General features: G+C 71.4%; 27 protein-coding genes and 1 pseudogene. 14 read left to right on the plus strand and 14 right to left on the minus strand.

Features of this window, described 5'->3' with window-relative positions; all coding sequences use genetic code 11:
- From IF00_RS0135675 to IF00_RS41805, 4 genes are all read left to right on the plus strand, one after another.
- A partial coding sequence (locus tag IF00_RS0135675) for an RHS repeat domain-containing protein (RefSeq protein WP_030325432.1) occupies window positions 1–1,462 on the plus strand: 1,462 nt, incomplete at its 5' end.
- 1 nt (window position 1,463) lies between these two features.
- Entirely contained in the window at window positions 1,464–1,649 is a 186-nt protein-coding gene (locus IF00_RS0135680) for a hypothetical protein (protein WP_030325434.1), read from the plus strand.
- Between the two features lie 197 nt (window positions 1,650–1,846).
- Window positions 1,847–2,233, plus strand: a complete 387-nt coding sequence (locus IF00_RS0135685) for a hypothetical protein (RefSeq protein ID WP_030325436.1) — start codon at window positions 1,847–1,849, stop codon at window positions 2,231–2,233.
- Window positions 2,212–2,520 carry a hypothetical protein gene (locus tag IF00_RS41805; protein WP_158710559.1) on the plus strand — a complete coding sequence of 103 codons (309 nt, stop codon included), beginning with the start codon at window positions 2,212–2,214 and terminating at the stop codon, window positions 2,518–2,520. The genes IF00_RS0135685 and IF00_RS41805 overlap by 22 nt, the downstream gene beginning before the upstream one ends.
- Window positions 2,521–2,764: 244 nt before the next feature.
- Here IF00_RS41805 and IF00_RS0135695 read toward each other — a convergent pair whose 3' ends face one another.
- The 7 genes from IF00_RS0135695 to IF00_RS0135730 all read right to left on the minus strand — a co-directional run bounded on the left by IF00_RS0135695 (window position 2,765) and on the right by IF00_RS0135730 (window position 8,410).
- On the minus strand, window positions 2,765–3,535 hold the full coding sequence (locus IF00_RS0135695) for a hypothetical protein (protein ID WP_030325438.1): 771 nt from the start codon (window positions 3,533–3,535) through the stop codon (window positions 2,765–2,767).
- Entirely contained in the window at window positions 3,519–4,757 is a 1,239-nt protein-coding gene (locus IF00_RS0135700; protein ID WP_030325440.1) for a hypothetical protein, read from the minus strand. Before IF00_RS0135700 ends, IF00_RS0135695 begins: the two co-directional genes overlap by 17 nt.
- 134 nt (window positions 4,758–4,891) lie before the next feature.
- Window positions 4,892–5,488, minus strand: coding sequence for a snapalysin family zinc-dependent metalloprotease (locus tag IF00_RS0135705; protein ID WP_030325442.1), 597 nt, complete (start codon window positions 5,486–5,488; stop codon window positions 4,892–4,894).
- A gap of 279 nt (window positions 5,489–5,767) precedes the next feature.
- A complete protein-coding gene (locus tag IF00_RS0135710) occupies window positions 5,768–6,136 on the minus strand; it encodes a PRC-barrel domain-containing protein (RefSeq protein ID WP_030325443.1) in 369 nt (122 codons plus the stop codon).
- Window positions 6,137–6,290: 154 nt separating this feature from the next.
- Window positions 6,291–7,115 (minus strand): YihY/virulence factor BrkB family protein, encoded by an 825-nt coding sequence (locus tag IF00_RS0135715; protein WP_030325445.1) that lies wholly within the window; start codon window positions 7,113–7,115, stop codon window positions 6,291–6,293.
- Between the two features lie 477 nt (window positions 7,116–7,592).
- On the minus strand, window positions 7,593–7,748 hold the full coding sequence (locus IF00_RS46285; protein ID WP_167346903.1) for a DUF6131 family protein: 156 nt from the start codon (window positions 7,746–7,748) through the stop codon (window positions 7,593–7,595).
- Between the two features lie 176 nt (window positions 7,749–7,924).
- On the minus strand, window positions 7,925–8,410 hold the full coding sequence (locus IF00_RS0135730) for a hypothetical protein (protein ID WP_030325448.1): 486 nt from the start codon (window positions 8,408–8,410) through the stop codon (window positions 7,925–7,927).
- A gap of 436 nt (window positions 8,411–8,846) precedes the next feature.
- Here IF00_RS0135730 and IF00_RS0135735 point away from each other — a divergent pair, with 436 nt between their 5' ends.
- Both IF00_RS0135735 and IF00_RS0135740 read left to right on the plus strand, forming a co-directional pair.
- Window positions 8,847–9,125: a hypothetical protein gene (locus IF00_RS0135735; protein WP_030325450.1), complete on the plus strand. Its 279-nt coding sequence runs from the start codon at window positions 8,847–8,849 to the stop codon at window positions 9,123–9,125.
- A 121-nt stretch (window positions 9,126–9,246) separates the two neighbouring features.
- Window positions 9,247–9,750 carry a hemerythrin domain-containing protein gene (locus tag IF00_RS0135740; RefSeq protein WP_030325451.1) on the plus strand — a complete coding sequence of 168 codons (504 nt, stop codon included), beginning with the start codon at window positions 9,247–9,249 and terminating at the stop codon, window positions 9,748–9,750.
- A 182-nt stretch (window positions 9,751–9,932) separates the two neighbouring features.
- Here the strand turns inward: IF00_RS0135740 and IF00_RS0135745 are convergent, their stop codons facing one another.
- Entirely contained in the window at window positions 9,933–11,831 is a 1,899-nt protein-coding gene (locus tag IF00_RS0135745; protein WP_030325453.1) for a propionyl-CoA synthetase, read from the minus strand.
- A gap of 240 nt (window positions 11,832–12,071) precedes the next feature.
- On the opposite strand from IF00_RS0135745, the gene IF00_RS0135750 reads away from it, so the two are divergent.
- Window positions 12,072–12,755: a 2-phosphosulfolactate phosphatase gene (locus IF00_RS0135750; RefSeq protein WP_030325455.1), complete on the plus strand. Its 684-nt coding sequence runs from the start codon at window positions 12,072–12,074 to the stop codon at window positions 12,753–12,755.
- Window positions 12,756–13,052: 297 nt separating this feature from the next.
- A complete protein-coding gene (locus IF00_RS0135755) occupies window positions 13,053–13,256 on the plus strand; it encodes a cold-shock protein (protein ID WP_030213732.1) in 204 nt (67 codons plus the stop codon).
- A 168-nt stretch (window positions 13,257–13,424) separates the two neighbouring features.
- Here the strand turns inward: IF00_RS0135755 and IF00_RS0135760 are convergent, their stop codons facing one another.
- A complete protein-coding gene (locus IF00_RS0135760; RefSeq protein WP_030325456.1) occupies window positions 13,425–14,222 on the minus strand; it encodes a sulfite exporter TauE/SafE family protein in 798 nt (265 codons plus the stop codon).
- 120 nt (window positions 14,223–14,342) lie between these two features.
- Here IF00_RS0135760 and IF00_RS0135765 point away from each other — a divergent pair, with 120 nt between their 5' ends.
- Complete coding sequence (locus IF00_RS0135765) at window positions 14,343–14,708, plus strand: DUF1801 domain-containing protein (protein WP_030325458.1); 366 nt, start codon at window positions 14,343–14,345, stop codon at window positions 14,706–14,708.
- Window positions 14,709–14,737: 29 nt separating this feature from the next.
- On the opposite strand, the gene IF00_RS0135770 is transcribed toward IF00_RS0135765, so the two are convergent.
- Window positions 14,738–15,109 (minus strand): ArsR/SmtB family transcription factor, encoded by a 372-nt coding sequence (locus IF00_RS0135770; protein WP_030325460.1) that lies wholly within the window; start codon window positions 15,107–15,109, stop codon window positions 14,738–14,740.
- Between the two features lie 95 nt (window positions 15,110–15,204).
- Here IF00_RS0135770 and IF00_RS0135775 point away from each other — a divergent pair, with 95 nt between their 5' ends.
- Window positions 15,205–17,268, plus strand: coding sequence for a heavy metal translocating P-type ATPase (locus IF00_RS0135775; protein ID WP_051820784.1), 2,064 nt, complete (start codon window positions 15,205–15,207; stop codon window positions 17,266–17,268).
- Window positions 17,269–17,328: 60 nt separating this feature from the next.
- Here IF00_RS0135775 and IF00_RS0135780 read toward each other — a convergent pair whose 3' ends face one another.
- The 3 genes and pseudogenes from IF00_RS0135780 to IF00_RS47290 form a co-directional block, all read right to left on the minus strand.
- Window positions 17,329–18,297 carry a LysR family transcriptional regulator gene (locus tag IF00_RS0135780; protein ID WP_030325463.1) on the minus strand — a complete coding sequence of 323 codons (969 nt, stop codon included), beginning with the start codon at window positions 18,295–18,297 and terminating at the stop codon, window positions 17,329–17,331.
- A gap of 101 nt (window positions 18,298–18,398) precedes the next feature.
- The gene (locus IF00_RS0135785) at window positions 18,399–19,094 is read right to left on the minus strand and encodes a type 1 glutamine amidotransferase domain-containing protein (protein WP_030325465.1); all 696 of its coding nucleotides are present in this window, start codon (window positions 19,092–19,094) and stop codon (window positions 18,399–18,401) included.
- Window positions 19,095–19,339: 245 nt separating this feature from the next.
- Window positions 19,340–19,480 (minus strand): annotated as a pseudogene (locus IF00_RS47290) (AraC family transcriptional regulator); the annotation flags it as partial.
- Between the two features lie 187 nt (window positions 19,481–19,667).
- On the opposite strand from IF00_RS47290, the gene IF00_RS0135790 reads away from it, so the two are divergent.
- The 4 genes from IF00_RS0135790 to IF00_RS0135805 all read left to right on the plus strand — a co-directional run bounded on the left by IF00_RS0135790 (window position 19,668) and on the right by IF00_RS0135805 (window position 23,061).
- The gene (locus tag IF00_RS0135790; protein ID WP_051820786.1) at window positions 19,668–20,018 is read left to right on the plus strand and encodes an SAV_915 family protein; all 351 of its coding nucleotides are present in this window, start codon (window positions 19,668–19,670) and stop codon (window positions 20,016–20,018) included.
- A gap of 14 nt (window positions 20,019–20,032) precedes the next feature.
- The gene (lysA, locus tag IF00_RS0135795; protein ID WP_030325468.1) at window positions 20,033–21,376 is read left to right on the plus strand and encodes a diaminopimelate decarboxylase; all 1,344 of its coding nucleotides are present in this window, start codon (window positions 20,033–20,035) and stop codon (window positions 21,374–21,376) included.
- A 288-nt stretch (window positions 21,377–21,664) separates the two neighbouring features.
- Window positions 21,665–22,486, plus strand: coding sequence for a maleylpyruvate isomerase family mycothiol-dependent enzyme (locus IF00_RS0135800; protein WP_030325470.1), 822 nt, complete (start codon window positions 21,665–21,667; stop codon window positions 22,484–22,486).
- Between the two features lie 275 nt (window positions 22,487–22,761).
- Entirely contained in the window at window positions 22,762–23,061 is a 300-nt protein-coding gene (locus IF00_RS0135805) for a DUF1876 domain-containing protein (RefSeq protein ID WP_030325472.1), read from the plus strand.
- A gap of 309 nt (window positions 23,062–23,370) precedes the next feature.
- Here the strand turns inward: IF00_RS0135805 and IF00_RS0135810 are convergent, their stop codons facing one another.
- Complete coding sequence (locus IF00_RS0135810; RefSeq protein ID WP_030325474.1) at window positions 23,371–23,994, minus strand: CBS domain-containing protein; 624 nt, start codon at window positions 23,992–23,994, stop codon at window positions 23,371–23,373.
- Window positions 23,995–24,253: the final 259 nt, after the last annotated feature.

The following is a 24,253-nucleotide window of genomic DNA, read 5'->3' on the forward strand; positions in this document are numbered from 1 at the left end:
CCTGCCGTCGGTGACACAGACCGGCGCCGACCCGCGCACGGAGACGTACACCTACGACGCCGCCGGCAACACCGAGACCCGGAAGATCGGCAACGCCGATCTCCAGAACCTCGCCTGGGACGACGAGGGCCGCCTCAAGTCCGTCACGACGGCCGCCGGCGCCACCGGCTACCTCTACGACACGACCGGACAGCGGCTGATCCGCCGCGACTCCACCGGCACGACCCTGTACCTGCCCGGCGGCAACGAGCTCCACAAGGACAAGGCCGGCAAGGTCACGGGCACCCGGTACTACGGCGGCGGCACGGCCATGTACAAGGGAGGGAAGCTCACCTTCCTGCTCGCCGACCACCACGGCACCGGCACCACCCAGATCAGCAACGACGCCGGCCAGGCGATCACCCGCCGCAAGACCACCCTCTTCGGCGGCCCGCGCGGCACCCAGCCCACGAAGTGGATCGGAGACAAGGGCTTCGTCGGAGGCACGAACGAGGCGGACACCGGACTCGTCCACATAGGGGCCCGCGAATACGACCCGGCCACCGGGCGCTTCGTCAGCGTGGACCCCATCCTGGAGGCCGACAAGCCCCAGACGATGAACGGATACGGGTACGCCGCCAACAACCCGTTCTCGTTCGCCGACCCCACGGGTGAAGCGCTGGAGGAATGCGTCAACGGGATGTACGTGTGCAAGAACAAGGGCACGGACATCGTCAAGAAGGGGAAGAACTACGACAAGGTCGTGGATCAGAACCGCCGTAACAGCACGGTCTTCAAGCAGAACTACGACAACTACATTCGAAGCTCCGAACTGGGCCGACGCGCCAGGGCGGCGTACAGGAGCGGTGCGGGCGGTGACGCATCGCTTCATCTGAACCCGACGGCTCCCCAGATCGTCGCGATGTTCTTCATGGGCTCGGCACCGGACGCGTACAGCTTCGACGAGTCGGACCAGTTCACGGCCGGCGTGAAGGACCACATCTGGATGGACGTGGTGAGAAGGTTCCTCACGTCACGGAAGGGCCTGAAGAGCGGCCAGGTGATCAAGGGGCTCGACTACACGACAAGGGCCGGAGCCAAAATGAACGGAGAGGACGAACTGAAGGTGATGATGGTGGGTGAACTCGCCGACTTCGTCACTTACCTCTCCGGGTCCAAGGACCCCGCAGCCCGGGAAGGAGCGACCCGAGCGATTCTCGGCTCGTTCAACCTGCAGGCGACGGTCTCGGACTACCAGCCGCTCACCCGCACGGGAAAGGTCGAGTACGAGCTCACGCAGACGATGTCGGAGGAGTCGTTCACCCGCGGAGTATCGGACGAGGGCTACGAGTCCGGGGCCAAGGAGCCCGGCGCAGCGGCAGCCGCGGATGCGATCAGGAAGGTGTTCCCGAACGGAATGCGAGACGTCCACTTCACTGTTCGCTGGTCGGAGCGCCTGCCGATGCAGCCGTTGGGAGAATGACATGTACGAGGATTTCGGCGACAGCGACGAGTCCGATGACCTTCGCGCGGAGATCGCCCGGAGTCGAAAGGCCGAGCGCGTGGGCTGGGTGGCCATCGCGGCCGTCTTGGCCCTGGTTGTCGTGGTGGTCCTCGCCGTCATCGCGGGCGTGCTGCTGTTCTCGGTCGCGGCAGTCAGCGTGAACTGAACCGCACCGCGTGCGGAACGCACCGTCCGTCACACCGCCCGGAGCGCGCAGTGCGCGCGCTCCGGGCGTGTGTGTTGGTGCCGCGAGTCGCCACTCGGCACCGCCAACGAGCACCATTCACAGAACACAGAACACAGAACACAGAACACAGAACACAGAACACAGAACACACGCCCTCGACCGAAGCCGTGGTGGCCATGGAAACCTTGCCCTACCCCGAACCCGACGTACGGCTCGCGCGCCTGGCCGGCGCGGTCGGTCTGCCGGCCGTGTGGCCCCCCACGGAGGAGTTCCTCGGTGGCCTCGCGCAGCGGACCGGGCTGCGCGCCCACGACCTCCTGCTCGTCGCGGACATCCCCCCGCCCGAGACCGCGTGGTTCATGGACGAGACGGCCGGTGCCTCCAGCTCCCTGGTGGCGCGCTCCCTCGCGCTGCCCTCGTCCGGTCGTCGGCTGCTGCGCACCCGTGCGCGCTCCCTGACCGCGCCGACGGGCACGCTCACGCTTGGCAGCCCCGTCCGTACGAACAGTACCCACCGGGCTTCGGCTCGCTCCTCCTGCGGATGCTGGCCCTCCGTAACCTGAACTGGTCGGGGACGGCCAAGGCGATGTGCCTGATGTCCGGTGTCTGCAAAGCGGCTTCGACGATCGGCGCGGTGGGGCGTGGCGCCAAGCCGCTCGACGGGGAGATGCTGGACGGCTTCGCCGCGACCCTCGGAGTGCCGGTCGCCGTCCTGGCCGAGCTGACCGGCGTCCGCCCGTCGGCGGACGGCCGGGAACACCCGCCCGAGGTGCTCGACACGGCCGCGCTGATCTGGGAGATCCGGCACCTGACGTGGGACCAGGAAGGCGAGCTCACCGTGTACGCGTAGGAGTTGGGCAAGGACTGATGGCAGGAGGGCGGGGAAGCCTCCACGCTTCCCGCCCTCCTGCACGCGCGGCACAGGACCCTCGCCCGGAGCCTCTCTCGCCGCCCGCTCGCCGTGGATGAGAGCACCAGCACGTTCGTCCCGTACCCTGTGGCCGACGACAGGACGTGAGACCTCCAGGGGACCCGCGTCCGTGCCCGCGGCGGCCACACGCCGCGAGACGCACCGCCCGCCGCTCCACCGTTCTTCAGACGGGCGGCGTCAGATCGCTCTCGCTGACCGTGAACGTCAGCGGCGGGTAGACGAAGTCCGTTTCGGTGTTCTCGCGGCGCCTCAGCCGGTAGAACTCGCGCGCCTGCTCCTCGTCGGCCGACGTGAGGCGCTCACCCTGCGGCAGGTATGCCTGTCCGCCGCGAAACCGGAGCAGGGTCTTGGACGTTCGAAAGGTCACTCCGAGCCATGGGTTGTCCACCGCCGGGACGGGCTTGTCCAGAACGATCTTGTGCTTGAGTCGCCGGTTCGCGGCCACAGAGAACGCGATGACACTGTGGTGGGCGAGGGGGACCTCGAACCTCTCACCGGCGGACACCTTCGATTCGAAGATCAGCTTTCTCGGCGGGCCCGCTTCGGGATTCCGGTAGCAGGAGAAGACGGCGACGAACGACTCGTCGGCCAGATCGAGCGCCTGATCGGAGTGGCTGCCCATGGTGGTGTAGGCGTTCGTGTAGGTCTCGATCAGAGCGTTGTTGAAGCCGACCGGGAGCGCCGCACGTTCTCGGATCTGCTCGGCCAGCCGTTCGTGCACCGCCCGGAAGCGCTGCGTCGGGCTGTCGTATCGAGTCGTCGTCCGTACGAGCGGCACGCCATCCGTATCGTCGACCCTGGTGAGCGTGGTGCCTCGGCGGCCTTTTCCCACGTCTTCGAAGAGGGCCGACGCGGACAGCTCCGCGAAGAGGTTCTCTTCGCCCGGTACGACGAACGAGAGGATCTCGTCCGAAATCCTAGATGCGGGGCGCACGGTAGTCTCCCGTGTTCATGCTGAAGAGGAACCTGTCGCCGTAGTCGACGAACGACGAGGTCCTGTTCTCCTCGGCGTACAGCCTGCGCAGGGCGTCCATCCCGTCCGCTGTGGGTGGCTCCAGCTTCACCAGGTCTCCGGCCCTTTCGAGGAACGTGTGGCCGTTCCTGTGAACGGCTTCGGTGTTCGAACAGCGCACCACGTATCCCAGGCGCGTCGGGAGCGAATCGGCGTCCAACGCCGAGGGCCGGATCTCGTGCGTGTACAGGCGGTTGGTGGACAGCGGCATGAAGAACACGGAGCCGGGATACAGGGTCACGGTGAACTGCGCGGGGAGCGCGCGTGCCGCCCCGTCGCGTTCCTCGTGCTGCTCCTTGAGGCGGAAGTGGAGTCTGGTCAGCCCGCTGGTGCCCTTCACGCCGTGGTCGAAGGGGTCCTCGGCCAGAGGCCGGAGTGTGTCGAGCCGGTCATAGAACGTGCAGAAGGCCATGATGCCGTTGGCGGGCATGTCCTTGGTCTTGTCGGCATGGGCCGAGATCCTGGCCTTGGACTGCTTGCGCTCCGCCGTGGCAAGGGAGTTGCGGTAGATCTGGGCGAGAACGTGATTGAGCGGTGCCTGGTTCCGGAAGACGGTGGCGGCCTCGCGGTTCAGGGCGTCGACGATGTCCGTGTCGGTCGCGCGAAAGCTCTCGGTCGGACCCGAGAGATTCGTGGAGCACCGCAGCAGGCGGAACCGCAGGTCGTCGCCGTCTCGTGTCACCGGCGTCAGATAGATTCCGCTGCGATGGGCGGTTCCGGGCTTGGTGGACTCCGTCAGGGACTGGAAGGCGTGCTCCGCGACGATCCGCCCGAAGTGATCGGCGTCGAGGTCGAAGAAGCGGCGGTAGTACACGCCGGCGCCGTGGACGCGGACGGGTACTCGTCCTTGGCCGACGAGGGGCCAAGGAGCGGGCACGTCCCCGAGGTTGCCCTGCGAGGGCTCCCTGACGACGAACACCCGCTCCGCCGAGCGCAGTCGGTCGGCGCTGATACCGGACGCGTCGCCGTACACGTAGACCGTCTTCCGCGTGAGGTCGAGTGCGCCGGAGGCAAGGTCCTCAGGTGTGATCGTGGACCCGAAGAAGTCCCGGACCATGTCGTGGTCCCGCGCCGTCGAAGGCGCCACCAGGACGTTGCTCGCATCCTCGATCCGGGCTTCCGACAGCTCAGTTGCGTACGCCATACCGTGACCGCCATTCGACTCTGGGAAACGAACCCGTAGCGTCCACAGAAGTGGACATGGCAACGGCCCGCACTCTCTTCTCCGCGTGGTGAAGCGTAGAGGAGAGGAGGCGGGCCGTTCACGGGCCTACCGGCTTACGGGGCGTCCACCAGGGTTCGGCCGTCAGTGGCGATGAGCGATGCGGCACCGCCGGCGTAGGCGGACTCGACCCGGGCCTGTTCGGTCGCGTTGGGGGTCGCGTTCACGCACGCCGTACCGGCGCTCGATCCCGACATCAGCTGCGAGCACGGGCCGGGCTTCGTGTCCGGAAGGCCCAGGCTGTGGCCGAGTTCATGGGCGGCGATACGGGTCTTGTCGTACCCCTGGGCCACGGCCTGACTCCCGAGTTCGACCCGGACCTGCCTGCCGGGACGGACGGGCCCGAGCGTGGCCTGAGGCCAGCCGGTGGTCGCCACGATCACGATCTCCGCCCGGGTGCCCGGGGCGGCCTCGACCAGCTTCACGTTGTCGACGTTCGCGTTCCACGAGGCGACGCCGGCGGCGATGGCCGCCTCCCAGCCTCCGGCCCGGCTGTCGTCGTATCGAAGTGTCACCACCGCCGCCGACGCGCTTGCCGCGGCCGGCCGTTCCTCCGTCGGGATGGGTGCGGCGTTCGCCGTGGTGGCCGACGCCGTGGCGAGGACGACGGCGACGCCGACGGTGGCCGTCTTCAGCCATGTGTAGAGCGACATGCTGCTCCTTGACTCGTGGGGGACCGGGACCCGGCGGAACCGGGAGTGCGGGAGGAGCGGCGCTGGTACCGGTCGACCTGGGGCGGTCGGATCGCCGAGCCTCCGAGGCGTTCCGACGGTATGCGCCCGTACCCCGCTACGTCATGCACATGGCAAGCCAAATTCCTTCAACTGTCTTTTCGGAGAGATCGGTTGAGTCTCGTGGCGAATGTGCATTGCCACACGCAGACGACCGAGGGCCCGAACTCGTCGAGTTCGGGCCCTCGGTCGCGCGGGGGTTCAGACCAGGCGGTTGCCGAAGGGGCCGCCCGGCAAGTAGTACGCGCCCAGCTCGTGACGGTACGCGGGGTCGTCCAGGTGGGTGTCGCGGTGGAACTCGGGAGCGTCCTTGATCTGCTCCTTGGACCCGTCGACGAAGATCGTCCGCTCGTCCACGTCGATGCGGACGACGGTGCCGGCCGGCAGCAGGACCTCCTTACCGAAGATCCAGGGACCGGTGTCCACGACCAGATAGGCGTCATCGACCTCGTCGGAGTGCTTGTCCACCTTCCCGATACTGCCGTTGGTCGCCTCGACCTTGTAGCCGGTCAGATCGGTCCCGGCCAGGTGGCCCGTGGTCGACTTGTAGCTCCAGATGTGCTTGGTCACGCGAAAACAACTCCTCCGGTAGGCAGAAGACGGCGTGCGGTTCTCCGCCGTCCTCCCTTTCCGTGCTTCGTGCTCCGTGCGCGGCGGGTGGTGTGCCCGCCTGTGCTCCGCCTGCCCCGGCCCCGGCAACCCATGCCTCGATCGCCCACCGGGGTCACTTCCGCCGTTTCGGCGTGCGCGTCAGCCGGGGCAGCTCGTCGTGGAACAGGCGGCCGACGAGCGCACCGCCGAACACGACCACGCCCACCGCGACGAGCCAGGTCTCGATGACCAGAAACGCTCCGAACGGCCCGTAGCTGACGGCGCTCGACGCGATCAACGGAGAGAAGACGAGCCGGGAGAACACCCTGAGCCCCAGCAGCCCGAGCACGGTGGCCACCGCACCGGGCAGCAGGGCCGTCCACGCGATCCGGCCCCCGAGCAACAGCCGCTGCGACCACCAGAAGAACAGGATGCCGGTCAATGTCGTGACGACGCCCGCGGCCGGCCCCTGGCGCCAGAAGGCGGCGACGGCGAACAGATAGAGGACCCCCAGGAGGACGGCCAGCCACAGCACATGCCGCCATCTGGCCCGCCAGCGGGCCGGGGGCAGGTCCCAGACCTTCTCGTAGCCGCTCTGCGCCACGGTCCCGAACGAGAGCCCGAACACGGCGAGCAGGGCGAGGCCGAACGCCGTCGCGGTCCGCCGCACCTGGCCCGGCAGCGCGAACAGCTGCTCGATCTCCATCCTGGCGGGTGCCGAGACCCCCAGTGCGTCGCCGAGCCACTGCGCGAACCCCTTGCCGCTGCCGGCCCCGGCCGCGGACACGACGATCAGCAGCGGTATCAGGGTGAGGAATCCGAGCGCCGCGAACCCCAGCGAACGCTGCCACAGATCGAGTTCGCTGACCGGCCCCCACCGGTGTCCGGCGCGCAGTCGGCGGATGACGCTTCGTATCCGCTCCCACGGAGAGCGACGCCCAGCGGAACGGGCGCCCATCAGCTGTCCGCCGCCCGAGCCGCGCCCGGCGTCATCGGCCCACCTTCGGCGCTCGGAAAGTCGAGCATGGCGCGCTCCAGGGATTCGCTGCTCTCTCCACGGTAGGACGAGGAAGAGCTCGATCACCACCGCGCGGCCGGTGGGCAGGGTCCACGGCGAACTCGCCCCAGGTCTGGCCGGCCGGTTCCTTGACGGCGCGGTCGAGCCGGTTGAGGAGTGATCAGCGCGATGCGCCGCGGCACAAGGACGCCGGGGCGGCCGTCGACGGCCGCCCCGGCGTCCTCGCCCGGAGCGAAGACGGCACCCCGCTCTCTCCTCACCTTGGGCGGACCGACGGCCGCGTCACCGGGTCCGCCGCTGTGATCGACCCGGCCGAACTCGCGCTCAGGGACTTGCCGGACCCGGTGTGAGTCCGTACCCGCGGGTCACCTCGGCCGGGGATCCGGGCCGGTTCGTGAGTGCCGAGGAGGAACGTCGTCAGTAGTAGTGGCGTCGGCCTCCCACCGCATGTCCTACGGCTCCGAGGATCCACAGGATGGCGCCGATGACGACCAGCACGATCCCGATGGTCCACAGGATCGAGATGCCGGCGATGAGTCCGATGACGAGCAGAATGACTCCGAGGAGGATCATGGTGTGCCTCGCTCTCTGAGGTGAGCCGCGTGCGTAACGGGCCGCGGCCGGCCCGGTGGGCCCTTCGCCGTGAGGTGCTCGTTCTCCTGCGACACCGTTCGCTGTATTGCGGTTAGCCGTTTTCGTGTCCCGTAAACATGGCAGGAGTCCGGTCACCACGACCCGGCGCTCGTGCCTCAGGGGCCGGCCTGGTCTCCGCCGGAGAGGAGGGCGTCGAAGAGGGCTCGGTAGTGGACCATCGCTCCCCGCAGCTGCTCGGGGGTGGCCCGGTGCGTGGCGGCGAGCAGGTCGATCTCGTGGGCCTCCTGGTAGCGCTCCAGAGCGTGGCCGTGTTCCGCGGACAGATCGCCTCCCCGGTGCTCGAAGTCCTCCGTGGGGTATCCGCGCTCCCGCATGAGGACGGTCACCAGCCGGTCCGCGTCGTGGACCGCCGCCTCCGGCCGATCGACGAACTGCTTCTGCACGCCCTGCCATTCCCGCACGTAGCGATCCCGCACGTGGTCCGGCAGGGGGTGGGTTTCGTGAGAGTCGTGCCGTTTCTCCGGGCCGAAGGGCTCGCGCGGTCGGTGCCGAAGGCGACGGTCCAGCGCGAACGACGACACGATCAGGACGACCAGCACCGCGGCCGGAACGACCAGGGCCAGGATCGTTCCTGTGGACATGGCCCACACCCCCTTCGCTGCGACGGGTGCCCTCCCCGGGCGGCTGCCCGGAGGCAGTGCGCCGAAACCGCGGGCGAACCCCTCTCGTCCCCTCCCGTTCCCGTACCGCCACCGTCGGGAAACCGCTGTCCCGAGGGCCTCCACCCGGTCGGGACGGCGCTGTCCCGAGGGCCTCCACCCGGTCGGGACGGCGCTGTCCCGAGGCCTCCACCCGGTCGGGACGGCGCTGTCCCGAGGGCCTCCACCCGGTCGGGACGGCGCTGTCCCGAGGGCTCCACCCGGTCGGGACAGCGCTTCCCGACCGGGGGAGCCCGGTCCTCGGGCGTCCCGCGCGCCGCTGCGGACCGGTTGTCGGATACTGGGTCCACCACCCCTCGCCTCCTCTCGCCGACAGAGGACCGGGGCAGAGGGGGACCGACGTGTGGCAGGAGGGTTCATGCTCATCAGCCATGTCTTCGAGGATCGTGTCCTGCACGTGACCCTCCTGCGCGATCTCGATGTCACCGGCCGTGCGGCAGTCATCCTGCACATCGAGACGCTCCTCGCCACCCACGGTCCGCGGCATGTCCGCATACAGCTGCCCACCCACGACCCCTCCCCTGCCTCGCTCAGCGTGCTCGCCCGCGCCCGCCGCCTGTGCGAAAGCCTGGGAACCCCGCTGACGGTCGTCGGCCCCATCCGGATCGCCCCGCGCTCGCGGCCCGCAGCGGCGTAGCCTCACCGCCCCGCCGAGAGGGATTGACCCGCCCGACCGGGGGTACCCGCGGAACGAACCGCCCCGGTCCACGGTGCCTACGCCGGGCAGGGGCGACCGCAACCGTCGAGGGAGGACTACGGTGAGTCACGGCAGCAGGGAAGACCAGGACGTCGTCGCGGCCATCCTCAAGGATCACCGCACCATGGAGGACCTGTTCCGTCGTATGCGGAGCGTCGAGTCCGACCGTGCCGCCGCGCTGAAGGAGTTCTCCGCGCTGCTCATCGCGCACGGAGAGGCGGAGGAGTCCGAGGTCTACGGAGCGCTCAAGCGCTTCCGCGACATCGACGACGAGGAAGTGGAGCACGGCACGGCGGAGCACGCCGAGGGGAACGAAGCGCTCCTCGGTCTGCTGGAGGTCGAGGACGTCGGCTCCGACGCGTGGGACTCCCGGCTGGAAGACCTGGTGCAGGCGGTCTCCCACCACCTCGACGAGGAGGAACGGACGATCCTGAACGGCGCCAGGGAGAACGTTCCCGACGAGCGACGGGCCGAGCTGGCCGCCGCGTTCCGTGAGGAGCGCGCGAAGCAACTGGCGTCGGACTGCGGGGACATCGAGAACGTCCGCAAGATCGTCAACCGGTGAGGTGACCGATCCGCCGCGCCGCCCCGCCCGGCGACGGTGAGCGACGAAGCGCGCGGCCGGGGCGCCGCAGGCCTGACGTGCCGGTGAAGCAGGGTCTGCGGCGCGCGGTCGTGCACAGCGGACAGGGAGGCCGGCAAGGCCGGCCGTCCCGACGGGGGGTCCGACAACGGCTGGGCCCCCCTTCACGTGTTGCTGCCGCTGTCACCGGTGCTCCGGAGGACGGGGCGCAGCGCGTCGATGACGTTCGCGTCGTCGACGGTGGAGGGGATGGGTTCGTCGCGGCCGTCGGCGATGCCGCGCATCGTCTTGCGGAGGATCTTTCCCGAGCGGGTCTTGGGCAGAGCGGCCACGACCGCCACGTCCTTGAGGGAGGCGACGGCGCCGATGCGGTCGCGTACGAGCTGGACGAGCTCGGCCTCGACCTCGCCGGGCTCGCGCGCAGCGCCGGCCTTCAGGACGACGAAGCCCCGCGGCACCTGCCCCTTGAGGGGGTCGGCGACGCCGATGACCGCGCACTCGGCGACGTCGGGGTGGGCGGCCAGGGCCTCCTCCATGCTGCCGGTGGACAGCCGGTGTCCGGCGACGTTGATGACGTCGTCGGTGCGGCCCATGACGAAGACGTAGCCGTCGTCGTCGATGTGCCCGCTGTCGCCCGTGAGGTAGTAGCCGTCGAAGGCCGACAGGTAGGAGGCGATGTAGCGTTCGTCGTCGTTCCAGAGCGTCGGGAGCGCTCCCGGCGGCAGAGGCAGTCTGACCACGATCGCGCCGTCGACGCCCTCCGGGGCCGGCCGGCCCGAGGCGTCGAGGACGCGGACGTCCCAGCCGGGCAGCGGGCGCGTGGGGGAGCCGGGTTTGACGGGAGCGGCTTCGATCCCCACCGGATTGGCGACGATCGGCCAGCCGGTCTCGGTCTGCCACCAGTGGTCGATCACCGGGACGTCCAGGAGAGCGCTCGCCCAGCGATAGGTCTCCGGGTCGAGGCGCTCGCCGGCGAGGAACAGGTAACGCAGGGCGGAGAGGTCGTGGTGCGCCGCGAGTGTTCCCTCCGGGTCCTCCTTGCGGATGGCCCGGAACGCCGTGGGCGCCGTGAACATGGTCTTGACGCCGGACTCGGCCGCGACGCGCCAGAACTGACCCGCGTCCGGGGTGCCGACCGGCTTGCCCTCGTACAGGACCGTCGTGGCGCCGACCAGCAGCGGCCCGTAGACGATGTACGAGTGGCCGACGACCCAGCCGACGTCGGATCCGGTGAACATCGTCTCGCCCGGACCGATGTCGTACACGGCGCCCATCGACCAGTGCAGGGCGACCGCGTAGCCGCCGCAGTCACGCACCACACCCTTGGGCTTTCCGGTGGTTCCGGAGGTGTAGAGGATGTACAGGGGGTCGTTCGCGGAGACGGGAACGCACTCGGCCGGCGGTGCGGCGGCCACCAGGTCGGCCCAGTCGAGGTCGTCGGGTCCCAGGTCCGCCGGCGCCTGTGGCCGTTGCAGGACCACGCTCTTCTCGGGTTTGTGGGCGGCGAGTTCGAGCGCCTCGTCGAGGAGCGGCTTGTACGCGATGACACGCTTGCCCTCGATGCCGCAGGAGGCGGAGACGACCACCTTGGGAGCGGCGTCGTCGATGCGGAGGGCGAGCTCGCGCGGGGCGAACCCGCCGAAGACGACCGAGTGGACCGCGCCGATGCGCGCGCAGGCCAGCATCGCGACGGCGGCCTCCGGAACCATCGGCATGTAGATCACCACCCGGTCGCCCCGCTCCACGCCGAGCCGGGCGAGCGCCCCGGCGAATACCGCGACCTCGTCCCTCAGCCGGGCGTAGCTGTAGGTGCGCCGGGTGCCGGTGACGGGGGAGTCGTAGACGAGCGCGGGCTGGTCGCCCCGGCCGGCGTCGACGTGCCGGTCGAGCGCGTTGAAGCAGACGTTGAGCCGTCCGTCCGGGAACCAGCGGTAGAAGGGAGCACCCGAGGAGTCCAGGGCGCGTCGCGGAACGACGTCCCAGTCGATGCCCTCGGCGGCGTCGAGCCAGAAGGACTCGGGGTCTTCCGTGCTGGCGCGGAAGACATCCTCGTACATTCCCATCGCGGACTCCTCTTATCGCGTCGGGGTTCCTGCGCCGTGGCGTCGGACTGCGGCTGCGGCGTACGTACGGGCCGGGCGGGGCGGGGCGGACCACGCATACCGTATGTCGGCGGTCCGCGGTCTGCGACCGTGACCGACTCCTTCCGCAGGCGCGGCAGGTGCCCGCTCGGGGTGAGCCGGACGACGTGATGCGTGCCACTGTCGGGTCGTTCCGCGTCGGGCATGCGTGATCATGACCGGATGGACGCTCGTTTCCTCGGTATCGCCGAGCTCGCCGAACCCCCGTCCGTGGCGGTCGTGATCGACGTCATGCGTGCCTACACGGTGGCCGCCTGGGCCTTCGCGCGGGGTGCGGAGAAGATCGTTCTCGCCGAGTCGCCGGACGACGCCCTGGCGCTCAAGGCCCGCCACCCCGACTGGGTGGCGCTCAAGGACGGCCCGCCCGCGCCCGGCTTCGACGCCGTCAACTCACCGGCGTTGCTGCGGTCCGTCGACCTCGGCGGGCGGACCGTCGTGCAGAAGACCACGGCCGGGACGGTCGGCGCCCTCGCCGTCAAGGAGGCGTCGCTGGTGCTGTGCGCGGGCTTCGTGGTGGCGGAGGCGACGGCCCGGGTCCTGCGGTCGCGCGGCGGCGACGATGTCACGTTCGTGGTCACCGGCGAGGACGGCCGGGCCGACGAAGACCTGGCGTGCGCGCAGTACATCGCCCGGAGGGCGACGGAGCCAGCGACGGACGCGGCCGAGTTCCTTCGCCGGGCCGGCGCGTCGCGCGCCGCCACCGAGCTGAAGGAGGGCGTGCGCCGAGGAGCCCACCCCGACGATGTCGCCCTCTGTCTTGAACTCGACCGCTTCCCCTTCGCCATGGTGGCGACCCTGGAGGACGGACTCATGGTCCTCCGCCCTCATGGCGTGCCCTCATCTTGAGCGTGACGTGTTTGACGTCTCGTGAAAGCTGCGTTGCGTTCGAAACGCCGTCAATCGAGCGAGGAGTCGAATCCCTGCTCTATGGACGGAAACTGATGCGATGGCCTGGCAGGTGAGTGCAACGACGAGTTGCAATGGATGCTGGTGAGGGCCACGGGTGTCACCCGTTCGATGTAACAAGATCGGATCGGTGGGTGTAGGTGGGGATGTGTCGGGGGAAGACCGGAGTGGCGCCCGTGGAAGGGCACCGCGACGGTCCCACCCCGGACCGTCGCTGGACTGACCAGAAGGACGAGCATGGCCAGCGGCACCGTGAAGTGGTTCAACTCCGAGAAGGGCTTCGGCTTCATCGCCCAGGACGGCGGCGGACCGGACGTCTTCGCCCACTACTCCAACATCTCGGGCAACGGATACCGCGAGCTGACCGAGGGCGAGGCCGTGACGTTCGACATCACCCAGGGCCAGAAGGGTCCGCAGGCGGAGAACATCGTCCGGGGCTGAGCCCTCGGACCGCTCCGGCGAGCTTGTCTCCCCCTGACGGCGACCCGCTGTCGACGGCGCCCGCACCTCGTGCGGGCGCCGTCGGGGTGTCGTGACACCTGTGGCGACGGCGGTCGGCCGACGCCGGTGCGGAAGATCCTGTCGGATCCGTCGGGGTCGCCGCACCCCTCAGAAGGATCCGACGGTCCGTGCGGCGTAGAAGGCGCCGATCGCGGCGGCGAGCACGCCGAGCAGCAGCCGCAGGGCCCTCTCGGGCAGGCGGGGCTGGAGGCGGGCGCCGAGATAGCCGCCGACCAGTCCGCCGAGGCCGCACGCCAGGCCGAGCCACCAGTCGGGGGCGACGTCACCGGAGCTGGTCAGGGACAGCACCACGAACGCGGCCGCACCGACGAGGGAGGTCGCGAACGTGGCGGCGAGCGCGGCCGGCGCCACCCGGCTCATCGGCAGGCCGCGTGCGACCAGGATCGGCCCGAGCAGCGAGCCGCCGCCGATGCCGTAGATCCCGCCGAACACCCCCACCGCCACGGCCAGCGTGGTGAGCACGGCCGGGCGCGGTTCCGCCGGCGGAACGGCGGGGGCCGGGGTGCGTGCGGGGGCGAGCGTGCGGGCGCACAGCCAGAGTCCGAGGGGCAACAGGAGGAGCGCGACCAGCGACTGGAAGATCCCCGGGCCGGGGAGGGCGTAGACGCGGATCGCGGCACCGAGGACGACTCCCGGCAGGGTGCCGGCGATCAGGCGCCGGGTCAGAGGGCCGCGCAGCGTGCCGTCGCGGCGGTAGCGCCACAGGGCGCCGGGTCCGGCCACCACGTTGTACAGGAGGTTCGTGGGGGTGACCGCCGGGTTCGGTACGCCGAAGACGCTCAGATGCACCGGGAGGAGGAACACCGCCCCGGACACGCCGACCGGCGCGGTCACCACCGCGATCAGCAGCCCGGCGATCAGGCCCGCCCACACCGTCCAGTCCACCGGGCTCCCCGTTCCGCCGTCGCCGTCCGGACAGTACCGGCCCGGTCCGCAGGCCGGTCGGCCAGGGCCTCGGCGGCAACGTGATGTTCATACGTCGAGGGGCGTCGGTAGGCTCGTCGTATGGTCCAGAGCAACGCTGAAGACGTCGACGGATACCTGGACGAGGTGCCCGCCGCCCGGCAGGAGGCGCTGCGGCGGCTGCGGGAGCTGTGCCGGGAGGAGCTGGCCGGCTTCACGGAGTCGATGGCGTACGGCATGCCGGTCTACGAGCGGGACGGCAGCGCCGAGATCGCCTTCGCCAGCCAGAAGCGGTACATCTCCTTCTACCTCCTGCGCGGTGACGTCCGTGATGCCTTCGCGGAGCGGCTCGCGGCGCAGGACATGGGCAAGGGGTGTCTGCGGTTCAGGACGCCCGAGCGGATCGACTTCGCTCTGGTGCGTGACCTCCTGAAGGCCACTGCGCTCCGCCGCGGCACGATCTGCTGACTGCCCCCGCTCCGGCGGATGGCTGACCGTCAGCGCGTCGCCGGCGCCGCGTCGGTCACGCCGAGGCGGAGGTGCTCCACGTGGTGGAGCGCCTGGTCGAGAAGGCCCGCGACGTGGTCGTCGTGGAGGGCGTAGACGACGGAACGGCCCTCGCGGGTGCCGGTGACGAGGCCGAGGTTGCGCAGCAGGCGCAACTGGTGGGAGCAGGCGGACTGTTCCATGCCCACGGCCGCCGCCAGTTCGGTCGCCGCGCACGGTCCTTCGCGCAGACGGGCCAGGATCAGCAGGCGCGACGGGGTGGACAGCGCCTGGAGTGTGGTGGCGACCTGCTGGGCGTTCTCGGGGGTCAGACGGGTGCGCGGTGCCGCGCTGCTGTCCGGTGCGTTCACTCCGTGGCCCATGGGTGCCATCCTACGGAATGAACACATGAATGGATGTTCAAGTATTCCTGTACGGTGGCGGCGTACGACGCCTCCCGTGAAGGACTCCCTCTGTCATGGCCTCCACCCTGACCAAGCCCGCACGGCCCCCCGTCGGACCCCCGGCCGCACGCCGCACCCGCGTCCTGGCACTGCCGGAGGCCCGCTGGGCGCTGGCCGCCCTGGTGCTGTTCCTCATCGCGCTTCCCCTGGACCTGCTCGGTGCTCCGGCGTGGACGTGGGGGCCGCTCTTCGCCGCCACCTACCTCGCCGGCGGCTGGGAACCGGCATGGGAGGGACTGAAGGCTCTCAGGGACAAGACCCTGGACGTCGACCTGCTCATGGTGGTCGCCGCCCTCGGCGCCGCCGCCATCGGGCAGGTCCTCGACGGAGCGCTCCTGATCGTCATCTTCGCGACCTCGGGAGCGCTGGAGGCGGTCGCCACCGCCCGGACCGCCGACTCGGTGCGCGGGCTGCTCGACCTCGCCCCCGCCACCGCGACCCGGCTCCTCGACGACGGAGCCGAGGAGACGATCGCCACCGCCGACCTCGTGGTCGGGGACGTCGTCGTGATCCGCCCGGGGGAGCGGATCGGGGCCGACGGCCGGGTCCTCGAAGGAGCGAGCGAGGTCGACCAGGCCACCATCACGGGAGAGCCCCTACCGGTGGTCAAGGAGAACGGCGACGAGGTCTTCGCAGGCACCCTCAACGGCACCGGCGCGCTCCGCGTCGAGGTCGAGCGGGACGCCTCCGATTCGGTGATCGCCCGCATCGTACGGATGGTCGAGGAGGCCTCCGGGACCAAGGCCCCGACGCAGCTCTTCATCGAGAAGATCGAACAACGGTACTCGCTCGGCATGGTCGTGGCCACCCTCGCGGTGTTCTTCGTGCCGCTCGCGTTCGGCGCCGGGCCGACCGACGCCCTGCTGCGCGCGATGACCTTCATGATCGTCGCCTCGCCGTGCGCCGTGGTACTCGCCACCATGCCACCGCTGCTCTCCGCCCTCGCCAACGCCGGCCGGCACGGCGTCCTCGTGAAGTCCGCCGTCGTCATGGAGCGGCTCGGGCAGGTCGACGCCGTGGCCCTCGACAAGACGGGCACGCTGACCGAGGGGACCCCACGGGTCACGGCCGTCCGCCCCGTTCCCGGCGAGCGCGCCGTGGACGAGGGCCGGCTGCTCGCCCTGGCGGCGGCCGCCGAACATCCCAGCGAACACCCACTGGCCCGCGCGGTCGTCCTCGCCGCCCACGCCCGTGGCCATCGACTCCTGCCCGCCGAGGACTTCGGCTCCACCCCCGGTGTCGGCGTCACCGCCACCGTCGGCGGCGAGCGGGTCGAGGTCGGTGCCCCCGCCCGGCTCCTCCCCGGGGCCGAGGACGGCCGCACGGACGACGCGCCCCGCACCGCCCGCGCGGCCACCGTGGCCGCGGGCCTCGCGGCCGCACTGGAGGCGGACGGACACACCGCAGTCCTGGTCAAGGTCGACGGCGTGCCCGTCGGCGTCCTCGGCATCGCGGACCGGCTGCGCCCGGACGCCGCCGCCACCGTCGCCGCCCTCACCGGGCTGACCGGCTCCACGCCGACACTGCTCACCGGGGACAATCCGCGCGCCGCCGCCCGCCTCGCCGCCGACGTCGGCATCACCGACGTACGCGCCGGACTCCTGCCCCAGGACAAGGTCGCCGCCGTCCAGGAGCGTGAGAGGGCCGGACGCAAGGTCCTGGTGATCGGGGACGGCGTCAACGACGCGCCCGCGCTCGCCGCAGCCCACACCGGCATCGCAATGGGCCGCGCGGGCTCCGACCTCGCCCTGGAGACGGCGGACGCGGTGATCGTCCGCGACGAACTCGCCACCGTCCCCACGGTCGTCGCGCTCTCCCGCCGCGCCCGCGGTCTGGTCGCGCAGAACCTCGTCATCGCGGGAGTGTTCATCACCGGCCTGGTGCTCTGGGACCTCGTCGGCACCCTGCCGCTGCCCCTCGGTGTCCTCGGCCACGAGGGCTCCACGGTCCTGGTCGGCCTCAACGGCCTGCGCCTTCTCCGGGAGGCCGCCTGGCGGCGCGCGGCGGCGATCGCGGCTGCGGCGTCGACCGCCGGGACCGCGTCCGCGGAGACGGCGTCCACCGGGACCGGGTCCTGAGCGGTCGTACGCGCTCCACCTCCGCCCGTCAGGAGCGGCGGCCCGGTTCCTGACGTGACGTCACCAGGTGCGGCCGGCCTCCGTCAGGAGGTCCCGGACGCGGGTGACGTCGGAGTTGGCGGGGCGACCGGGGCGTTGGACGAGGTAAGCGGTGTTGATGGGCGGGTCGTCCGGGTGGTGCAGGGGCACGAGGGCGCCCGACGTCAGTTCGGCCTCGCAGAGGTAGCGGGGCAGGACCGTGAAGCCCGCGCCTGCGGTGACCGCCGCGAGGACGCCGCGCAGGTCGGGGACGGTGACGGCGGCGGTGCGGGAGAGCCGGCTGCCGAAGACGTGGCGCCAGTAGCGACGGGCTATCGGCAGGTCCTCGGCGTAGCTGATCAGCGGGACGGCGTGCAGGGCCGCCGGGCCCTCCCGCGCCGCCCGCTCGCCGACGAGATGGGCCCACGTGGGGGCGGCGACCAGCACGAACTCCTCGTCCATCAGCGGTACGGAGGTCAGCGCGCGCCCCCGCGGACGAAAGGTCGCGATCACCAAGTCATGGCGTCCGGCCCGGAGTTCGTCGAGGAGGGGTTCGGTGAGGCCCGGCGTGATCCGGAGCCTCACCCCTTCGGCCGCCAGGGGTGCCAGGGCCGGCAGGACGCGGGTGCAGAGCAGTTCGGCGGGGCCCGCCAGGTGGACGGGGGCGGCCCGCTCGTGGGGTTCGGTGTCATGGCCGGTCGCGGCGGCGAGCGCGTCGAGGGGAGCGGCGACGCGGGCCGCGAGGTCGTGGGCGACCGCGGTCGGGGCGACCCCGCGCGGCAGCCGTTCGAACAGCTCTCGGCCTGTCTGTCGCTCCAGGGAGCGGATCTGGGTCGTCACCGTGGGTTGAGAGAGGCCGAGGAGCCCCGCGGCCGCGGTGAACGAGCCGGAGCGGTAGACGGCCAGGAACGTACGCAGCAGATTCAGGTCCGCCGGTCCCGCGCTGCCGCCGGGAGGCGCCGTCGCGGTGCGGGGGACGCCCACCGGGCCATCAGGATCCGTATGCCTCACACGGGAAGCCTACTGGTATTCCTATGACGGGAACGCCCCGCACCCTCAGGGGGTGCGGGGCGTCCGGCCGCCGGGGCCGCTCGGGCCGCCGGGGCGTCGTATCAGCCCAGTTCCTTCAGGACCCGGTCCGCGAGCGGGGCGGCCGAGGCCGGGTTCTGGCCGGTGATGAGGTTGCGGTCGACGACGACCTTCGGCACCCACGGCTCGCCGACCTGGACGTCGATGCCGGCCTCGACCAGGCGGGTCTCCAGGAGCCACTTCGCCTTGTCGGCGAAACCGGACTGGGTCTCCTCGTCGTTGGTGAACGCGGCGACCTTGTAGCCGGCGAAGGCGTTGGTGCCGTCGTCCTTCGTGGCGGCGAGCAGCGCGGCCGGGCCGTGGCAGACGACGGCCAGCGGCTTGCCGGAATCCAGGGCGTCGATCAGCAGCCGGCCCGAGACCGCGTCGACCGCGAGGTCCTCCATGGGGCCGTGGCCGCCCGGGTAGAAGACGGCCGCGTAGTCGGCCAGGTCCACGTCCTCGAGGCGGAGCGGGTGCCGGAGCTCGGTGAGCGAGTCGACGGCGGCGGCGACCTTGTCCGCACCCTCCTGGCCGCCGTTGAACTCAGGCGCGAGGCTGCTCTTGTCGACGGTCGGGACGACACCGCCGGGGGTGGCGACGACGACCTCGTACCCGGCGGCCGTGAACGCCTCGTACGGCGCGGCCGCCTCCTCGGCCCAGAAGCCGGTCGGGTGCTTCGTACCGTCGGCCAGGGTCCAGAAGTCGGTGCCGGTCAACACGAAAAGGATCTTGGGCATGAGGGTTCTCCCGGGAGGTGCGGGCCTGGTTCCGGCCCGAAGGGCGGTGATCGCCCACCCGGCGCCCCGGTGCGGGGACCGTCGGTGTGGCGATGTCCTCGAACGTAGCCCCGTCCCGGAGACCTTTCCAATGCGGAATCCAATGGCTGCCATGGGAACTCCGATGGGTCCACGGGAATACGCCCATGCCCCTGGCCTGCGGAAAGGCTCAGACGTTCACCGGCTCGGCCTCCGCGGCGCGTGCCGCGGAAGGTACGCCGACAGCCGAGCGGAGTGACCCCGATGGCGGCACGCAGGTGCCGGCGCAGTGAGGTCCCCGTGGCGAGGCCGACCTCCGTCGCGATGCCGTCCACGGGCAGATCGGTCGGCTCGAGCAGGCGCCGGGCCGGGCGTCGGTCGTGGGGCCGGCGGGGCCGCAGGAGCGCGCGCACGTCAGTGGGGCGTATGCATGCGGCCTCCGCGCGTCAGGGGCGCGTCAGGGCGGACCAGGGCCAGGTGATCACCGGGCATAGCGTCGAAGACACCCCGGCGCGACCGTGCCGGGGACCGTGTTCCGCTTCTCGGGAGGAACCCATGGCACACGCCCTGTACGGAGACGACCCGGAGCCTGGGGAACCGTTCCCGGCCGGACGCCTCTGCGTGCCCGTCCGGCCGGGAGGCTGCGGCTTCGTGACCCGTCTGTTCCGCACGCCGGTCGGCGGCAGGACCGCCGTCGCGTTCACCGACCCGGCGCGGCTGAGGGCCGTTCTGGGCGCCGACCAGCCCTGGATCCCGCTGTCGGAACCGGCGCTGCGGGCACTGACGGAGCCGCTGGACGTCCGCGAGCTGAGGATCGATCCGGTGCTGACGGCTCCGCGGCCCGCCACCGCCTCCGTACCCCTGCCCGAGCCGCTGCGGCGGCCTCTGACCGCGCTCGCGAGCTGACGGGAGACCCGGAGATGACCACGCTCGACACCCGGCCCGCCTCCGGCCCCGGAACCACCCCCGACTCGCTCTCCGTCTGGCCCGCGTCCACCTCCGAGCAGCCCCACGGCGGCCTCCTCGTCGGCGGCGTGGCCCTCGCCGAGATCGCCGAGAGCCACGGCACGCCCGTGTACGTCCTGGACGAGAACGAGGTACGCGAACGCTGCCGCACCTACCGCAGCGCCTTCCCGGACGCCGACATCCACTACGCGGCCAAGGCCTTTCTGTGCCGCGCCCTCGCCCGCTGGGTGGAGGAGGAGGGACTCGGCCTGGACGTGTGCTCCGCCGGTGAGCTGGAGCTCGCCGTCACCACCGGCTTCCCGGCCGACCGGATCCTGTTCCACGGCAACGCCAAGTCGCCGCAGGACCTCGGCACCGCACTGCGCCTCGGCGTGGGCCGGATCGTCATCGACACCCCCGCCGAGATCGCGCGCATCGCCGCCGCGGTCGGGCCCGGGGGACGTCAGAGGGTCATGGTCCGTGTCACGCCCGGGATCAGCGCGGGCGGCCACGAGAAGATCCGCACGGGCTCCGACGACCAGAAGTTCGGGCTCTCCCTCCGGGACGGCCACGCCCAGCACGCGATCGCCCGCATACTCGACCAGCCGCAGCTCGAACTCACCGGAATCCACTGCCACCTGGGTTCACAGATCACGGACGTCAAGCCGTATCTCGTGGCCGTGCGGCGCCTCGTCGGCCTCATGGCCAGGGTGCGTGACACCCATGGGTTCGCCCTGTCGGAGCTCGACCTCGGCGGCGGCCACGGCATCGCGTACCGCCCCGGCGAGCCCGCCCTCGACGTCACCGCGCTGGCCCGCAGGGTCCGCGCCGAACTGGCCGACAGCTGCGCGGCCGCCGGCCTCCGCGTCCCGCGCCTCGTCGTCGAACCGGGCCGCGCGGTCTCCGGACCGGCCGGAGTCGCCGTCTACCGGGTCCTCGCGGTCAAGCGCACACCCGGACGGACTTTCGTGGCGGTGGACGGCGGGATGAGCGACAACCCGCGACCCGCGCTGTACGGGGTGCGCTACGCCCCGCGCCTGATCGGCCGTCACTCGCCGGCCGACAGCGAGAGCGTGACGGTCGTCGGCCGCCACTGCGAGGCCGGCGACCTCCTGGCCGAGGACGTGTCGCTGCCCGCGGACACGCACCCGGGCGACCTCCTCGCGGTACCGGTGGCCGGCGCGTACCACCTCTCGATGGCCTCCTCGTACAACCTCGTGGGCCGCCCGCCGGTGGTTGCCGTGCGCGACGGCCACGCGCGACTCCTGGTGCGCAGGGAGACGCTGGAGGACCTCAGGGCCCGGGACGTCGGTCTGTAGCCCGCGCGGGGTGTCGTGGGCCGGCCGTCGGGGGACGGCCGGCCCACAGGCGTCGGCGACGCCCGGCCTCCGTGCGAAGCACGGCGCACCCGACGACGCGGGTGCCCGCCCGGCTCGAAACCGGACGGGACGGGACGGTGGTTCTCCTTCACGAGCTCTGATACGTCCATGGCCGACGTCGGCGTACGGCGGACGCGACCGGTGCCGATGGAGCTACTCACTGGTACGGTCCCTGACCAACCGGCGCTCCACGTGGGGCCGCCGGGTCGGGAGGGGTGCGGAGTGACGGTGGAACGAGTGGGTGCGGTCGGGGTGCTGCCCGAGGGGCTCGCGCAGGCGATACGGGGGACGGCCGAGGACATCGCCACGGTGCTGCGCGCCGCGCCCGGCAAGGCCGGCGCCGGACTGCCCGTGCCCCGGTCCACCTGGACCCTGGGCGAGGCCGCCGCCCACCTGGCGCAGGCCAACGCCCTCATGGCCGACCTGGCCGCCGGACACGACCGCCCCTACGGCGACGGCACCCCCGGGAGCCTCGCCGCCGCCAACGAACGCGCGCTCGCCGGATTCGGGGAGCGGGCACCCGGTCCACTCGCCGAGATGATCACCGCCCAGGCCGAGGCCTTCCTCGCCTCCGTGGAGGACCGCGACCCGGAGGATCTCCTCTCCACCCCGCTCGGCGCCATGCGCCCGGCCGTCCTCGGCTCGTACCTGCTGACGCACATGCTCGGTCACGGCTACGACCTGGCCCGGGCCGTCGGCCGCCCCCACATGCTGGACGCGCGGCGGGTCGACCTCACGCTGCCGTTCATGATCGAGGCGATGCCCCGGGTCACCGACCCGGCCGCCGTCGACGGCCTGACGGCCCGCTTCGCGGTACGGCTCCGGAGTGGTCCGAGCTTCGGCGTCCTCGTCACGGACGGCGCCGTGGAGACCACCCACGAGCCGCCCGCCCGCCCGGACTGCACCATCCTCACCGAGCCGGTCGCCTTCCTCCTCCTCGGCCTGGGCCGGATCGACCCCTGGCCCGTGATCGCCTGCGGCAAGGCCCTCGGATGGGGCCGGAAGCCCTGGCTGGCCCCGCGCTTCCCCCGCCTCTTCCGGGCGCCGTAGGGCGTCCGGGGTGCCGCCTGCGAGTCCGGAGTAGGGCCAGGCCCAGGAACCGAGCAGCGTACGCCGCGGACCTCCGGGTCCCTCGACGGCCCGTGTACGGCGGTCCTCGCCGCCCCCGTACCCGCGGCTGACCGGCCACCGAGCGTGCGGAGGCGTTCAGGATCCGTGACCGCCCCCGTCGCGGCGTGCCGCGCGGCGCGCGCCGATGGATCCTGGAGGTATCGGAAGGGGCCGCGCCTCGGTCGCGCGAGGCCGGCTGTGCGAGGAGGCAGATCATGAGCCGCACTCTGGAGTGGACCGTCGGCGTGGAGCTGGTCGAGGACGACGGCAGGACCAAGGCCGAGGCCCGGCTCCTGACCGGCAACTCGACCCTCACGGGTCACGGTTCCGCCCGCTGCAACCCGTCGGACGTCGACGTTCCGGCGATCGGTGACGAGCTCGCGGCGAGCCGGGCGATGAAGGACCTGGCCGGCAAGCTCATGCGCGAGGCCAACCGGGAGATGGAGGCGGTGGGCGCCGGGACCGTACCCCAGCGCACCGGACCCGGATACGGCTGGCCGGAGGCGGTCTCCTGACCGGCCCGCGGGCGTCTGCGGGGTGAGGACCCGGCGGCACGCGAGCGAAGCGCCGGGCCCGGGGGTGTAACTGCGCCCTGACAGGCCTGGCGCCGGGCTCCCGCGGTTCTCCTCCCGGGCCGGGCTCTCGCCGTTCTCCCGCGCCGGGCCCGTCTTCCGCGCCGGGCTCGTCTCCCGGGCCGGGATCGCGCGGGCTCGTCTCCCCAGGCCGGACTCGCGCGGGCCGGTCTCCCCAGGCCGGGGCGTCTCGCGCCCCCGTGCGCCGGGCGGTCGAGGGCTCGTCCCCCCGGGCCGGGCCCTCGACCGCCCCTACGCCGACCGGTCCTCCCCGCCCTCGGCGCCGCCCTGGTCCTCGTACGTCAGCCGGTCCTCGACCTCCACCACTCCGTCCACCGTCTCGCACAGCCGGACGAGGATCGGGCCGATCCCCGCGCGGTCGAGTGTGCCGCTCAGCGTCACCCGGCCCTCGTCGACGTCGATGTGGACGGCGGAGGGGGAGAGGCGGAGGATGCGGACGACCACGTCCTCGCGGATCTCCTCCTGGATCGACCGGTCCCTCCGCAGGAACAGCTGGAGCAGGTCGCTCCGGCTCAGCACCCCGATGAGCTTCCCGTCCGCGTCGACGACCGGCAGTCGCTTCACCCGGTGCCGTTCCATGAGGCGGGCCGCCTCGACGGCCGTCCAGGAGGGCCTGGCCGTCACGACGGGGCTCGACATCATGGCCTCCGCGGTGCTCGGCCCGTCCTTCGCGGTGTGCCGTCGCAGGAGGTCGGCCTCGGAGACCACGCCCACGGGCCGGTTCTCGTCGTCGACCACCGGGACGGCGGTGATGCCGTACTCGTCGAGGAGCCGCGCGATCTCCTTGAACGACGTCCCTGGCTGTACCGCGACCGCGGTCGGCGTCATCAGGTCGGCGACACTGCGGTGCCTCATCGTCCGTTCCGTCCCTTCTGGGTTCCGGAGTCCATGATCTCCTACCGGGCGCCGGAGCGGGACGAGGGGGCGACAGGGACTTGCGAGGCCTGTCATGTACATGGTTACTTCGGGTAAGTCACGCCTGAAGTCACGCCTGAAGTCACGCCTGAAGTCACGCCTGAAGTCACGCCTGAAGTCATGCCTGAAGTCACGCCGCACGTCACGTCTTGATCCACGCCTGAAGTCATGTCCGCAGTCACCCCCGACGTCAGCCCAT

The organism is Streptomyces flavochromogenes, assembly GCF_000717595.1.
GTDB lineage: Bacteria > Actinomycetota > Actinomycetes > Streptomycetales > Streptomycetaceae > Streptomyces > Streptomyces flavochromogenes.

Coding starts and splice junctions, on each gene's coding strand:
- IF00_RS0135680 (WP_030325434.1), top strand. CDS start 1,464: ATGTACGAGGATTTCGGCGACAGCGACGAGTCCGATGACCTTCGCGCG.
- IF00_RS0135685 (WP_030325436.1), top strand. CDS start 1,847: ATGGAAACCTTGCCCTACCCCGAACCCGACGTACGGCTCGCGCGCCTG.
- IF00_RS41805 (WP_158710559.1), top strand. CDS start 2,212: ATGCTGGCCCTCCGTAACCTGAACTGGTCGGGGACGGCCAAGGCGATG.
- IF00_RS0135700 (WP_030325440.1), bottom strand. CDS start 4,757: ATGGCGTACGCAACTGAGCTGTCGGAAGCCCGGATCGAGGATGCGAGC.
- IF00_RS0135705 (WP_030325442.1), bottom strand. CDS start 5,488: ATGTCGCTCTACACATGGCTGAAGACGGCCACCGTCGGCGTCGCCGTC.
- IF00_RS0135715 (WP_030325445.1), bottom strand. CDS start 7,115: ATGGGCGCCCGTTCCGCTGGGCGTCGCTCTCCGTGGGAGCGGATACGA.
- IF00_RS46285 (WP_167346903.1), bottom strand. CDS start 7,748: ATGATCCTCCTCGGAGTCATTCTGCTCGTCATCGGACTCATCGCCGGC.
- IF00_RS0135730 (WP_030325448.1), bottom strand. CDS start 8,410: ATGTCCACAGGAACGATCCTGGCCCTGGTCGTTCCGGCCGCGGTGCTG.
- IF00_RS0135735 (WP_030325450.1), top strand. CDS start 8,847: ATGCTCATCAGCCATGTCTTCGAGGATCGTGTCCTGCACGTGACCCTC.
- IF00_RS0135745 (WP_030325453.1), bottom strand. CDS start 11,831: ATGGGAATGTACGAGGATGTCTTCCGCGCCAGCACGGAAGACCCCGAG.
- IF00_RS0135750 (WP_030325455.1), top strand. CDS start 12,072: ATGGACGCTCGTTTCCTCGGTATCGCCGAGCTCGCCGAACCCCCGTCC.
- IF00_RS0135755 (WP_030213732.1), top strand. CDS start 13,053: ATGGCCAGCGGCACCGTGAAGTGGTTCAACTCCGAGAAGGGCTTCGGC.
- IF00_RS0135765 (WP_030325458.1), top strand. CDS start 14,343: ATGGTCCAGAGCAACGCTGAAGACGTCGACGGATACCTGGACGAGGTG.
- IF00_RS0135770 (WP_030325460.1), bottom strand. CDS start 15,109: ATGGGCCACGGAGTGAACGCACCGGACAGCAGCGCGGCACCGCGCACC.
- IF00_RS0135775 (WP_051820784.1), top strand. CDS start 15,205: ATGGCCTCCACCCTGACCAAGCCCGCACGGCCCCCCGTCGGACCCCCG.
- IF00_RS0135785 (WP_030325465.1), bottom strand. CDS start 19,094: ATGCCCAAGATCCTTTTCGTGTTGACCGGCACCGACTTCTGGACCCTG.
- IF00_RS0135790 (WP_051820786.1), top strand. CDS start 19,668: ATGGCACACGCCCTGTACGGAGACGACCCGGAGCCTGGGGAACCGTTC.
- lysA (WP_030325468.1), top strand. CDS start 20,033: ATGACCACGCTCGACACCCGGCCCGCCTCCGGCCCCGGAACCACCCCC.
- IF00_RS0135805 (WP_030325472.1), top strand. CDS start 22,762: ATGAGCCGCACTCTGGAGTGGACCGTCGGCGTGGAGCTGGTCGAGGAC.
- IF00_RS0135810 (WP_030325474.1), bottom strand. CDS start 23,994: ATGAGGCACCGCAGTGTCGCCGACCTGATGACGCCGACCGCGGTCGCG.